Source organism: Shinella sp. WSD5-1, from assembly GCF_963942435.1.
GTDB lineage: Bacteria > Pseudomonadota > Alphaproteobacteria > Rhizobiales > Rhizobiaceae > Shinella > Shinella yambaruensis.
The window spans coordinates 2,393,350-2,405,188 of the sequence record NZ_OZ012596.1; the positions used below are offsets into that span (position 1 = coordinate 2,393,350).

An 11,839-nucleotide genomic window follows, 5' to 3' on the forward strand; every position below is an offset into this window, starting at 1 on the left:
TTTCGCCGCTAGAGCAATTCCAGCAGAAGTCGCGAAGCGGTTTTGCGCCCGGAATTGCGTTAAAACAAAGAGTTAGAGTGCTTTGGTTTTTCGAGGAGAAGCCAAGGCACTCTAACTCCAAGCGACCGGCGCGGGCCGGAGCGGTTCGCAGGAGACGGCATTCATGACATCAGGGTTTTTCTCGGCAAACGCCGGACGGCGGTTCCTTGTCGCCGCGCTTGCCGTGGCCGCTGGGCTGATGCCGGTGGCCGCCGAGGCCGCCCGCATCGAGAACCCGGTCGCCGTTTTCTCCGGCATTGACAAGATCACCGGCCGCATCACCAATTTCGACGTCTATCTCGGCGAGACCGTGCAGTTCGGCGCGCTCCAGGTGACCCCGAAGGTCTGCTACAGCCGCGACGACACCGAGGCGCAGAAGGTGACCTCCTTCGTCGAGGTCGACGAGATCACGCTCGACCGCAAGATCCGCCGCATCTTCACCGGCTGGATGTTCGCCGACAGCCCCGGCCTCAACGCCGTCGAGCACCCCGTCTATGACGTGTGGCTGACCGAGTGCAAGGCAAAGTCCGACGTGCCGCCGCCGGAAGACTCCGAAGCGAAGGCGCAGTAAGGCGCTTTCCACGAACGTTGCGTCTGCGGCTGTGGATCCTCGGGTCAAGCCCGAGGATGACGGAGGGAAGGAGACGGCTTCCTCCCATCGAACGGTTCGGGATGCAGTACCGCAACGATGCGGCATCGAGCGGTGCGGCATACGGGGGACTGCTTTGTCGCTGACTTTCCTTCTTGCGTCATCCTCGGGCTTGACCCGAGGATCCACGATCCGCAGCGCCACCTCTCCGTTCAAAACGGCAGATGCGGCGAGGCCAAGGCGTTCGCCAGCATGTCCTCGTACTCGATCTTCGGCACGTCGATCGCGCCGAACGTCTTCAGGTGCTCCGTGGTGAACTGCGTGTCGAGCAGCCGGAAGCCGCGCGCCTTCAACCGTTCGACGAGGTGGACGAGACAGACCTTCGACGCATCCGTGCGCCGCGAGAACATGCTCTCACCGAAGAAGGCGGCACCGAGCGAGACGCCGTAGAGGCCGCCGACGAGGTTTTCCCCCTCCCACGCTTCGACCGAATGGGCGTGGCCCATGCGGTGCAGGGTGCCGTAGAGCGACTTGATCTTGGCGTTGATCCAGGTGGAAGGTCGATCGGGCGCGGCCGCCGCGCATGACGCGAGCACGGCGTCGAAGGCGGTGTCGAAGCGGATGTCGAAGGGCTTCTTGCGGATCGTCTTGGCGAGGCTGCGCGAGACGTGGAACTCATCGAGCGGGATGACCCCCCGCATGTCCGGCTCGACCCAGAACAGTTCCGGGTCGTCGGCCGAATCGGCCATCGGGAAGAGCCCGATGGAATAGGCGCGCAGAAGCAGGTCCGGGGTGATTTCCGGGTGCCGGCTGCGTCGCCCTGCCATGACCGACGCCCCTCAGGCGTCGGTTTTGCTGGCCAGATAATTTTCCAGCCAGTGGATGTCGTAGTCGCCGTTGGCGATGTCCTGGTTACCGATCAGGTCCTGGAAGAGCGGCAGCGTCGTCTTGATGCCGTCGATGACGAACTCGTCCAGCACGCGGCGCAGGCGCATCATGCATTCGACGCGGGTGCGGCCGTGCACGATGAGCTTGCCGATCAGGCTGTCGTAGTAGGGCGGGATTTTATAGCCCTGATAGGCGCCCGAATCGACGCGCACGCCAAGGCCGCCCGGCGCGTGGAAATGCGTGATCGTGCCCGGGGAGGGAACGAAGGTGCGCGGGTCCTCCGCATTGATGCGGCACTCGATGGCATGGCCGGAAAAGACGATGTCTTCCTGGGTCACCGACAGGCCGGTGCCGGAGGCGACGCGGATCTGCTCGTGCACGAGGTCGATGCCGGTGATGGCCTCGGTGATCGGATGCTCCACCTGCAGGCGGGTGTTCATCTCGATGAAATAGAACTCGCCGTTCTCGTAGAGGAACTCGATCGTGCCGGCGCCGCGGTATTTCAGCTTCTTCATGGCGTCGGCGCAGACCTGACCGATCTTCATGCGCTGCTCGACATTGAGGGCGGGGGAGTTGGCCTCTTCCCAGACCTTCTGGTGGCGGCGCTGCAGCGAGCAGTCGCGCTCGCCGAGATGCACGGCATTGCCCATGCCGTCGCCGACGACCTGGATTTCGATATGGCGCGGCTTGCCGAGATACTTTTCCATGTAGACGGCGTCGTTGCCGAAGGCGGCGAGCGCTTCGGAGCGGGCCGTGGAGACGGCTTCGTCAAGATCCGCCTCGGATCTGGCGACCTTCATGCCGCGGCCGCCGCCGCCGGCGGTGGCCTTGATGAGCACGGGAAAGCCGATCTTGCGGGCGACTTCCAGCGCGTTCTCCGGCTTGACCTCGCCGTCGGAGCCGGGAACGACCGGGATGCCGAGTTCCTGCGCCGTCTGCTTGGCGGTGATCTTGTCGCCCATGATGCGGATGTGCTCCGCCGTCGGGCCGATGAAGGTGATGCCGTGCGCGTCGAGGATTTCCGCGAACTTGGCGTTTTCCGACAGGAAGCCGTAGCCCGGATGCACGGCGTCGGCGCCGGTGATCTCGCAGGCCGCGACGATCTGGTGGATGTTCAGGTAGCTCTCGCGCGACGGGGGCGGGCCGATGCACACGCTCTCGTCGGCGAGGCGCACATGCATGGCGTCGGCATCCGCCGTCGAATGCACGGCGACCGTGGCGATGCCAAGCTCCTTGCAGGCCCGAAGGACCCGAAGGGCGATTTCGCCGCGGTTGGCAATGAGGACTTTGGAGATCATGGGGGCCGCCTTATTCGATGACGATCAGCGGTTCGCCGTATTCGACCGGGCTTGCATCCGAGACGAGGATTTCGGTGACCTTGCCGGAGCGCGGCGCCGGGATCTGGTTCATCGTCTTCATGGCTTCGATGATGAGGATGGTCTGGCCTTCCTTGACGCTCGCGCCGACCTCGATGAAGGGACGGGCGCCCGGGGCGGGCGAGAGATAGGCCGTGCCGACCATCGGGGCCGTGACGGCGTTCTTGTTGCTGCGCGCATCGGCGATCGGAGCGGCGGCGACCGCGGCGACGGCAGGCGCGGCGAAGGCAGGGGCCGGGGCGGCGATGGGCGCCTGGACGAATTGCGGCGTGCCGGCGCGCGAGACGCGGATGCGCAGATCGTCCTGCTCCACTTCGATTTCGGTGAGATCCGTCTCGTTGAGGATGTTGGCGAGATCGCGGATCAGCGCCTGATCGATGCCGTTTTTCTTGTCAGACATGGAAGAGCCTCTTGTTTTTCTTATTTCGTGATGGACGAAAGCGCGTGAAGCGCGAGGACGTAGCTGTGCGCGCCGAAACCGCAGATGACGCCCTTGACGGCGGGCGCGATCATCGACGTGTGGCGGAATTCTTCGCGGGCATGCACATTGGAAAGGTGCAGTTCGACCACCGGGATGCTGACGGCGCGGATGGCGTCGTGCAGGGCGATCGAGGTGTGGGTGTAGGCACCGGCATTGATGGCGACGCCGGCGGCGGTATCGCCGGCCTCGTGGATCCAGTCGACCAGGTCGCCTTCATGGTTGGACTGGCGGAAGTCGACGGCAAAGCCCAGCTTCTCGCCCTCGGCCTGGCAGAGCGCCGCGATATCCGCAAGCGTGTGCCCGCCATAGATGCCGGGTTCACGTTTGCCGAGGGCGTTCAGGTTGGGGCCGTTGAGCACGAAAAGAGTGGATGCCATTCGCAATTCCGCATGCTGGATAGACAATTACCTATAGACCGGCGGTTTCCACAGGGAAAGCCCCAAGGGCAGGGGCTTTGCCGGTCGAACGGGGCGATGTCCACAAGCAGCGCCGGCTGAACACGAGCGGCATGGCAGGAAGATGGCGGTCAGCAGGTCGCCTTGCCGCAGGCCCGGACATTGGCGATCTTTTCACGCAGGTCGCCCGCACCGACCGCACCGAACACCATCTCCTGCCCGAGCACGTAGGAGGGCGTGCCGGTGATGCCGAGCTCGTTGGCCAGCGAATAGGCTTCGCGCACGGCGTCGTCATGCGGCTTGTCGGCCATTGTCTTGCGGACATCAGCCTCGGCAAGGCCCATCGTCGCGGCAAGAGCGATCGCGCTTTCTTCCGTTGCACGGCCCTCGTTGCCCAGCAGCGCGCGGTGGAATTCGCCGTATTTTTCCGGCGCGAGGTCGCGCACGGCGGCACTGACCTTATGGGCGGCAAGCGAATCGGGGCCGAGGATCGGCAGCTCCTTCAGCACGAAGCGGACGTTCTTGTCCTCCTCCAGGATCTCGTCCATGTCGGAGAGGGCGCGCTTGCAGTAGCCGCAATTGTAATCGAAGAACTCGACGATGGTGACGTCGCCCTTCGGGTTGCCGAGCGCGATGTCGTAGGGGGAGGAGAAGATCGCCTTTTCGTTGTCGGTGATGGCGCCCTGGGCCTTCGCCTGCTGCTGCGCCTCCTGCTTCTTCTGCAGGGCTTCCTGTACGTCGAGCAGGATCTCCGGGTTCTCGACGAGGTATTCCTTGATGAAGTCGCCGATTTCCTTCTTCTGTGCATCGTCGAGGGCAAGGGCGGGCAGGGGGGCTGCGACCGAAAGGGCAAGGGCTACGGTGGCCGCGAGCTTCGTCTTGAATGTCATGTCTTTCCTGTCCTCGTCATGATGCGCCGGAGAAGTGCCATTGGCGGCCCTGCACGTCAATGCGGGCCGCGGCGCTTTCAACGACCTTATGGTCGAGCAGGGGCAAACGATAGGGTAAAAGCGGCGGATTTTCGGCCTTCGCGGGATTGTGAAGACGGGCATCTTGCGGCAGGAAGACGCGACCCGAAGAACCGGAAGGCAGTCCCATGAAACTCTCCCGCCGCGGCGCCGTCGAACCCTTTCATGCCATGGATGTGCTGGCCGAGGCGACGAAGCGCCGTGCCGCCGGCCGTCCGGTGATTTCCATGGCCGTCGGCCAGCCCGTGCATCCCGCCCCGGAGGCGGCGCGAGACGCAGCCCGCCGCGCGCTCGATGTCGGCCGGATCGGCTATACGGATGCGCTCGGCCTGCTTTCGCTGCGCCGCGCCATCTCCGGTTTTTACCGGCGCCATCACGGCGTTTCCGTCGATCCGGGCCGAATCGCCGTCACGACGGGCTCGTCGGCCGGCTTCAACCTCGCCTTCCTGGCGCTGTTCGATGCCGGCGACCGCGTCGCCATCGCACGGCCCGGCTACCCCGCCTATCGCAATATCCTCGCCGCGCTCGGCATCGAGACGGTGGAGATCGAGGTGAACGCGGAGAACGGTTTCACGCTGACGCCGGCAGCGCTGGAAGCGGCCGCTGCCGCCCATGGACGCATCGACGGCGTGCTGCTTGCCAGCCCCGCCAATCCGACCGGCACGGTGACCGGCCGCGCCAACCTTACCGCGCTTTCCGCCTATTGCCGGGACAACGGCATCGCCTTCATCTCGGATGAGATCTATCACGGCCTCACCTTCGTCGGCGAGGAGGCGACGGCGCTGGAATTCGGCGAGGAGGCGATAATCATCAACTCCTTCTCGAAATACTATTGCATGACCGGCTGGCGCATCGGCTGGATGGTGCTGCCGGAGGCGCTGGTGCGCCCGGTCGAGCGCATCGCGCAGAGCCTCTACATCTCCGCGCCGGAGCTTTCGCAGATCGCGGCGGAAGCCGCGCTCGGGGCGGAGGCGGAACTCAACGTCTACCGCGACGCCTACAGGGCGAACCGCGATTTCCTGGTGAAACGCCTGCCGGAGATCGGCTTTGCCGTCGCCTCGCCGATGGACGGCGCCTTCTACGCCTATGTGGATGTCAGCCGCTTCACCAATGACAGCATGGCCTTCGCCCGGCGCATGCTCGCCGAAACCGACGTCGCGGCGACGCCCGGCGCCGATTTCGATCCGCAGGACGGGCATCATACGATGCGCTTCTCCTATGCCGGCTCCTTCGAGGAGATGAGCGAGGCGGTCGACCGCCTCGCGCGCTGGCTCGCCTGAAACGGGGAAAATGATACCGTTTCAGGCACTTGTGGCGGGAAGCGGATTCAATCCCGCAAGGTCCTGATTCTCCTTGTGAGCCTCAGACCCGGTTGATCGACACGCCGCCGTCGACGAGCATCGCCGTGCCGGTTGTGAAGCTGGAGGCATCCGAGCACAGGAAGAGCGCGGCCGCGGCGACCTCCTCCGGCGCGGCGATGCGCTTGAAGGCATTGAGGCCGGCGATGAAGTCGCGGGCTTCCGGCGTGTTTGCAACCGTCCGCCCCATCGGCGTGTCCGTCGCGCCCGGCAGCAGCGCATTCACGCGGATGCCCTTCGGCCCATATTCCGAGGCGAGCACCTGCACCAGGCCGACAAGGCCGGATTTCGAGGCGGCATAGGCGGCAAGCCCCGGAAAACCCGCCGTGTAGCCGACGAAGGTCGAGGTGAAGACGAGGCTGCCGCCGCCCCGCGCCTCCAGCGCCGGCAGCTGGTACCTGGCGGCAAGGAAGCCGCTGGTCAGGTTGACGGCGACGACATCCTGCCATTCGGCAAGCGAAAGGGCGGTGAGGGGACCGACCGGGCCTGTCGTGCCGGCATTGTTGAAGGCGATGTCGAGGCCGCCGAATTCGGCCTGCGCCGCTTCGACCAGCGCCTGGTGATGGGCCTCCTCGCTCACATCGCCCGGCACCGCGATGGCGGCGCCACCCGCGGCACGGATCTCGCCGGCGATTTCCTCAAGCTGTGCGCGTCTGCGGGCGGAGAGCACGAGCCTGGCGCCCTGCCGGGCGAAGAGAAGCGCGGCGGCGCGGCCGATGCCGGAACTGGCGCCGGTGACGATGGCGGTCTTGTTGTCGAGACGGGGCATGGATTTCTCCCTTGCTGGTTTCATGCGGAGCTGCATGTCGCAGAAGGCAGTGGCGGGAACCACCCGATTCCCGCGCGCAAGAATAAGGCCCGGACGATGCCGGGCCTTTCCAGTCTTGAAAGAGGGTGGTTTCCCAAGCAATTCCGGCAAAGCGCGAAGCCGCCTTGCGTCGGGAATTGCAGTGAAGCGACTAGAAGAAGCCGCGGCGCTGCCACCAGCCGCCCTTCTTGGGCTTTTCCGGCTCTTCTTCCGGTGCCGCTTCCTTCTTCGTCGAAGATTTCACCACCGGCTCGGAGGCGATCTTGGAAAGGTCGCGATTGGCGCGGGCGGGTTTCGCCGGCTCTTCGAGGTCGGCAGAGGCGGTCTCGACCTCCGGTTCCACCGGTGCGGCGTCCTCGGCAACCGTCGTGGCGGCCGGCTGGGCCTCCACCTCGCTGCGGGCGGCCTCGTCGGTCGCCGCCTCTTCTACGGCCTTGGCGCGGCTGCGGCGGGCGCGCTTCGGCTTGGCCGGCGCCTCTTCGGCAACGGCTTCGACCGGCGCTTCCTCGGCGGGGGCAGCCGTCCCGGCGACCTCCACCTCAGCGACCTCGACCTCGGTGGTCGTCACCTCTTCGGCGTCGTCCGCATCGCCATCGGCCTCTTCCGCGTCTTCGGCGCCGGCTTCGAGCGAGCCGTCCTCGGGACGGTTGCGGCGGCCGCCGCGCTTGCCGCGGCGGCGGCGCTTGCGGCGCTGGTCGGAGGCATCGTCGGCCTGCGCCTGGGGCGCGTCGGCAGCCTCTTCGCCCTCGGCATCGTCGTCGTCGAGCACATCTTCATCGCCGGCCTGCTCGCCGCCGAAGGAGGCGGTGTCCGTGCCGTCGCCATTCTCGCGGCCCCGGCCCCGCCGGCGGCGGCGGCGCTTGCGCTTGTTGCGGCCGTTCTCGTCGGAGGCGGACGAAGCCTGCGCGGCCCCGGCGGGACGCGCTTCTTCCTCTTCCTCGTCGATCTCCTCATCGATCACGACGTCGTCGTCGTCTTCCGGCTCGGGTTCGAAATGCAGGATCTGGTCGATCTTGACCGGGTTCTCGACCGGCTCGCCACGATCGATCGCAAAGTGCTGCGCGCCGACATGGGCATCGGCCTCGATGATGATGACGACGCCGAAGCGGCCTTCATAGTCGATGATCGTGCCGCGCTTGTGGTTGAGCAGGTAGAGCGCGATGTCGGGCGTGGTGCGCACGGTGATGTTGTGCGTCGTGTTCTTGAGCAGATATTCCTCGATGCCGCGCAGGACGTGCAACGCGACCGACGACTGCGAGCGCACATGGCCCGTGCCGTTGCAGTGCGGGCAGGTCTGCATGGTGGATTCGAGAACCGAGGCGCGGATGCGCTGGCGCGACATTTCCAGAAGGCCGAAATGCGAGATGCGGCCGACCTGGATGCGCGCGCGGTCGTTCTTGAGATGATCCTTCAGGCGCTTCTCGACGGCGCGGTTATTGCGCTTCTCCTCCATGTCGATGAAGTCGATGACGACGAGGCCGGCAAGGTCGCGCAGGCGCAGCTGGCGTGCCACTTCCTCGGCAGCTTCGAGGTTCGTCTGGAGCGCGGTCTCCTCGATGGAATGCTCGCGCGTCGAACGGCCGGAGTTGACGTCGATCGAGACAAGCGCCTCGGTCTGGTTGATGATGATGTAGCCGCCGGACTTCAGCGTCACCTGCGGCTGCAGCATGCGGTCGAGCTGGGCCTCGATGCCCGAGCGCGAGAAGATCGGATGCACGTCGCGATAGGGCTGCACGACCTTCGCATGGCTCGGCATCAGCATCTTCATGAAGGCCTTCGCCTCGCGATAGCCTTCCTCGCCGGCGACGATGATCTCGCTGATGTCCTTGTTGTAGAGGTCGCGGATCGAGCGCTTGATGAGCGAGCCTTCCTCGTAGACGAGGCACGGCGCCGTCGAGGCGAGCGTCAGCGTGCGCACGTTCTCCCACAGGCGCATCAGGTATTCGAAGTCGCGCTTGACCTCGACGCGGGTGCGGTTCGCGCCGGCGGTGCGCAGGATGACGCCCATGCCCTGCGGAACCTCGAGGTCGCGGGCGATCTCCTTCAGGCGCTTGCGGTCCTGCAGGTTGGTGATCTTGCGGGAAATGCCGCCGCCGCGCGCCGTGTTCGGCATCAGGACGGAGTAGCGGCCAGCGAGCGAGAGATAGGTGGTCAGCGCCGCGCCCTTGTTGCCGCGCTCTTCCTTGGCGACCTGCACGAGCAGGATCTGGCGGCGCTTGATGACTTCCTGGATGCGGTACTGCTTGCGCGGCTTGCGCACGACGCGGTCCGGAACCTCTTCCATCGCGTCTTCCGCGCCGACGGATTCGATGACTTCCTTCTCCTCGCCGTGATGATCGTCGTCATCGTCGTCGTCATCGCGGCGACGGCGGCCGCGCGAACGCTCGGCGGGCTCGGAGATCTCGTCGGTATCGACGGCCATGGCCATCGCGCCGCCGGGCGTCTCGTCGTCGCTGCTTTCGGTGGGGGCGGCGGTCTCTTCGGCAACCGGCGCGTCCTCGGCCTTCGCCTTGGCCTTGCGCGGGCGGCGCGGCTTCTTCGGCTTTTCGGCCGGCGCCTCTTCCGCAAGGGCGGCAGCGGCTTCGGCAACTTCCGGCTCGGCCTCCGTGGCGGCGACGGGCACCTCTTCGTCGGCAGCCGGGGTTTCGACGGCCTCGATTTCGGTAGCGTCCGTGTTGTCGGAAAGGTCGGATGCGGTCTCGACCGGCTCGATATCGTCGTCGCGGCGGTGCTCTTCGGCCTCGGCCCTCAGCAGCGCCTGGCGGTCGGCCAGCGGGATCTGGTAATAATCCGGGTGGATTTCGGCGAAGGCCAGGAAGCCGTGGCGGTTGCCGCCATAATCGACGAAGGCCGCCTGGAGCGACGGTTCGACGCGTGTGACCTTGGCGAGGTAGATATTGCCGCGGATCTGTTTCTTGTATTGGGACTCGAAGTCGAATTCTTCTATGCGGTTTCCGCGGACGACAACGACGCGCGTCTCTTCAGCGTGAGACGCATCGATAAGCATTTTCTCTGCCATGTAGATTGAGCTCCTCGGCGCAGCCGCAATCCTGACGGCGACCTGATCCCTTCAGGGGAAGTGCCGTAGGAGGAGAGGGATGCGCCGGATATGTAAGTTCTCGTCGGGCCCCGGTGCGGGGTTGGCGGACGGAGGGCGGTCGGTACGCGAGCGTCCCGGTGCCAGTTACCCTCTGATAAAATCCGCTGTGACAACATCAACGTCCAACGAGAATGCCTGTGCCATAGACCTGATCGGTCCGATGAAATTGCCCTTGGGTAAGGGCGGTTGGTGGAAAATCCACCTTGACTGTTCCGGCCACCGCCGGTTTACGCGATCTTATCGGCCGGGAAAAAGCGGTGCGACGGCGGATGAAGGCCCGGTTCGGCGCCAAGCCCCGAAGGAGTGGCTGCCTGCTCTAAGCGATTCTATCCCGTCTATTCTTTTTCCCTGATTTTGCTTTTATGGCGGATATGTCACAATGGCAAGGGAAAAGCCAAAAGCGTCATAATCTTGATGGATTTGCCCCTATGGCTGGCCGAGTGCTGCGACATCGCCTCCCGGCAAGCTTTGGTTAACCATATGGGGGCATCTATGGGCCTTGTCCCGTGCCGCATCGCGCGGTTTCCACGCGTTTGAACGGACTGCCAGTGGTGATGCTACGCCTTCTGACCGAAACCCTTTTCCGCGTCGCGGCCGGTGCGATCGTCGTGATGCTCAGCCTGTCGCCCGTCACGCCGGCCCTTGCCGTTTCCGCCTCGGCCGCCCCGCTGCTCGCCTTTTCCGCACGCATTGCCGGCGACGATGCCCGCACCCGCCTCATCATCGATTTCGACCGCAAGCCGGATTTCGAGGTCCATTATGTCGCCAATCCCTACCGCGTGCTGATCGATCTGCCGGAGACCGACTTCGGCGTGAAGGCGGAGGAGCTGGAGGCGCGCGGCATCTTCTCCGACATCCGCTACGGCACCATGGCGGCCGGCCGCTCGCGCATCGTCCTGACCGCCTCGCGCCCCGTCGGCGTCGTGCTGGCCGAGGTGCAGGAAGAAGAGGGGGCGGCGAGCTACCGGCTGGTCGTCGATACGGCGATCGTCACCGACCAGGCCTTCCAGGCCCTCATGGAAAAGCAGAGCTGGCAGGAGGCCGCCGTCCCGGCAAGCGCCGAGCAGGCGCCGGTCATGCTGCCCGGCAGCCGGGCGGGCGGCCCCTTCGTCATCGCGGTCGATGCCGGCCACGGCGGCATCGACAACGGCGCGCGCGGCGGCGTCACCAAGACGGAGGAAAAGCATGTCACGCTCGCCTTCGCCCGCCAGCTGACCGAGGCGCTGAACGCGCTGCCCGGCACGCGCGCCATCCTCACCCGCGACAAGGACGAGTTCCTCTCCCTGTCGCAGCGCGTGCAGCTTGCCCGCAACGAGGGGGCGAACCTGCTCATCTCGATCCATGCCGACACGCTGAAGCAGAAGGACATCCGCGGCGCGACCGTCTACACGATCTCCGACAAGGCCTCCGACAGCCTCGCGGCAAGCCTTGCCGAGCGCGAGAATCTGTCCGACCAGATCGCCGGCATCTCCTTCGTCGACGAGCCGGCCGAGGTTGCCGACATCCTGCTCGACCTGACGCGCCGCGAGACCCAGGCCTTCTCGATCAATCTCGCCCAGAGCGTCGTCAGCAATTTCAAGGACCAGGTGCTGCTGATCAACAACCCGCATCGTCATGCCGGCTTCCGCGTGCTGACCGCGCCGGACGTACCCTCGATCCTGCTCGAACTCGGCTTCATGTCGAACAAGGACGACGAGCAGCTGCTGATCGATCCCGCCTGGCAGAAGAAGGTGGCGGGCCTTGTCGCCAAGGCGGTGGAACAGTACCGCGCGACGGTCGTCGCCAACGGCGGCTGAGCTTTTTCGGCGCGCGGGCGCGGAACGTGCTAGGCTCGCCT

At 65.4% G+C, this 11,839-nt stretch carries 11 protein-coding genes; 3 read left to right on the forward strand and 8 right to left on the reverse strand.

Annotation, left to right across the window (positions count from 1 at the left end; genetic code table 11):
- Window positions 1-163 precede the first annotated feature (163 nt).
- On the forward strand, window positions 164-610 hold the full coding sequence (locus tag AABQ55_RS11730; RefSeq protein ID WP_272805128.1) for a DUF2155 domain-containing protein: 447 nt from the start codon (window positions 164-166) through the stop codon (window positions 608-610).
- Window positions 611-840: 230 nt separating this feature from the next.
- On the opposite strand, the gene aat is transcribed toward AABQ55_RS11730, so the two are convergent.
- The 6 genes from aat to AABQ55_RS11760 all read right to left on the reverse strand — a co-directional run bounded on the left by aat (window position 841) and on the right by AABQ55_RS11760 (window position 4,866).
- Window positions 841-1,455, reverse strand: coding sequence for a leucyl/phenylalanyl-tRNA--protein transferase (gene aat / locus AABQ55_RS11735; protein WP_272805129.1), 615 nt, complete (start codon window positions 1,453-1,455; stop codon window positions 841-843).
- A gap of 12 nt (window positions 1,456-1,467) precedes the next feature.
- The gene (accC, locus tag AABQ55_RS11740; RefSeq protein WP_272805130.1) at window positions 1,468-2,814 is read right to left on the reverse strand and encodes an acetyl-CoA carboxylase biotin carboxylase subunit; all 1,347 of its coding nucleotides are present in this window, start codon (window positions 2,812-2,814) and stop codon (window positions 1,468-1,470) included.
- A gap of 10 nt (window positions 2,815-2,824) precedes the next feature.
- Window positions 2,825-3,292 carry an acetyl-CoA carboxylase biotin carboxyl carrier protein gene (gene accB, locus AABQ55_RS11745; protein WP_244765779.1) on the reverse strand — a complete coding sequence of 156 codons (468 nt, stop codon included), beginning with the start codon at window positions 3,290-3,292 and terminating at the stop codon, window positions 2,825-2,827.
- A gap of 20 nt (window positions 3,293-3,312) precedes the next feature.
- Window positions 3,313-3,750, reverse strand: coding sequence for a type II 3-dehydroquinate dehydratase (gene aroQ / locus AABQ55_RS11750; protein WP_272805131.1), 438 nt, complete (start codon window positions 3,748-3,750; stop codon window positions 3,313-3,315).
- 149 nt (window positions 3,751-3,899) lie between these two features.
- Entirely contained in the window at window positions 3,900-4,658 is a 759-nt protein-coding gene (locus tag AABQ55_RS11755) for a DsbA family protein (RefSeq protein WP_244765777.1), read from the reverse strand.
- Between the two features lie 16 nt (window positions 4,659-4,674).
- Window positions 4,675-4,866 carry a hypothetical protein gene (locus tag AABQ55_RS11760; protein ID WP_272805132.1) on the reverse strand — a complete coding sequence of 64 codons (192 nt, stop codon included), beginning with the start codon at window positions 4,864-4,866 and terminating at the stop codon, window positions 4,675-4,677.
- Here AABQ55_RS11760 and AABQ55_RS11765 point away from each other — a divergent pair.
- Entirely contained in the window at window positions 4,865-6,016 is a 1,152-nt protein-coding gene (locus AABQ55_RS11765) for a pyridoxal phosphate-dependent aminotransferase (RefSeq protein WP_272805133.1), read from the forward strand. The two genes, AABQ55_RS11760 and AABQ55_RS11765, sit on opposite strands and share 2 nt — an antisense overlap.
- An 82-nt stretch (window positions 6,017-6,098) precedes the next feature.
- Here AABQ55_RS11765 and AABQ55_RS11770 read toward each other — a convergent pair whose 3' ends face one another.
- Together AABQ55_RS11770 and AABQ55_RS11775 are read right to left on the reverse strand one after the other, a co-directional pair.
- The gene (locus AABQ55_RS11770) at window positions 6,099-6,863 is read right to left on the reverse strand and encodes an SDR family oxidoreductase (protein WP_272805134.1); all 765 of its coding nucleotides are present in this window, start codon (window positions 6,861-6,863) and stop codon (window positions 6,099-6,101) included.
- Window positions 6,864-7,053: 190 nt separating this feature from the next.
- Window positions 7,054-9,921 (reverse strand): Rne/Rng family ribonuclease, encoded by a 2,868-nt coding sequence (locus AABQ55_RS11775; RefSeq protein WP_272805135.1) that lies wholly within the window; start codon window positions 9,919-9,921, stop codon window positions 7,054-7,056.
- Between the two features lie 635 nt (window positions 9,922-10,556).
- Between AABQ55_RS11775 and AABQ55_RS11780 the strand changes: the two genes are divergently transcribed.
- Entirely contained in the window at window positions 10,557-11,798 is a 1,242-nt protein-coding gene (locus tag AABQ55_RS11780; RefSeq protein WP_398431770.1) for an N-acetylmuramoyl-L-alanine amidase, read from the forward strand.
- The last annotated feature ends 41 nt before the right edge of the window (window positions 11,799-11,839 follow it).

Coding starts and splice junctions, on each gene's coding strand:
- AABQ55_RS11730 (WP_272805128.1), top strand. CDS start 164: ATGACATCAGGGTTTTTCTCGGCAAACGCCGGACGGCGGTTCCTTGTC.
- aat (WP_272805129.1), bottom strand. CDS start 1,455: ATGGCAGGGCGACGCAGCCGGCACCCGGAAATCACCCCGGACCTGCTT.
- accC (WP_272805130.1), bottom strand. CDS start 2,814: ATGATCTCCAAAGTCCTCATTGCCAACCGCGGCGAAATCGCCCTTCGG.
- accB (WP_244765779.1), bottom strand. CDS start 3,292: ATGTCTGACAAGAAAAACGGCATCGATCAGGCGCTGATCCGCGATCTC.
- aroQ (WP_272805131.1), bottom strand. CDS start 3,750: ATGGCATCCACTCTTTTCGTGCTCAACGGCCCCAACCTGAACGCCCTC.
- AABQ55_RS11755 (WP_244765777.1), bottom strand. CDS start 4,658: ATGACATTCAAGACGAAGCTCGCGGCCACCGTAGCCCTTGCCCTTTCG.
- AABQ55_RS11765 (WP_272805133.1), top strand. CDS start 4,865: ATGAAACTCTCCCGCCGCGGCGCCGTCGAACCCTTTCATGCCATGGAT.
- AABQ55_RS11760 (WP_272805132.1), bottom strand. CDS start 4,866: ATGGGACTGCCTTCCGGTTCTTCGGGTCGCGTCTTCCTGCCGCAAGAT.
- AABQ55_RS11770 (WP_272805134.1), bottom strand. CDS start 6,863: ATGCCCCGTCTCGACAACAAGACCGCCATCGTCACCGGCGCCAGTTCC.
- AABQ55_RS11775 (WP_272805135.1), bottom strand. CDS start 9,921: ATGGCAGAGAAAATGCTTATCGATGCGTCTCACGCTGAAGAGACGCGC.
- AABQ55_RS11780 (WP_398431770.1), top strand. CDS start 10,557: ATGCTACGCCTTCTGACCGAAACCCTTTTCCGCGTCGCGGCCGGTGCG.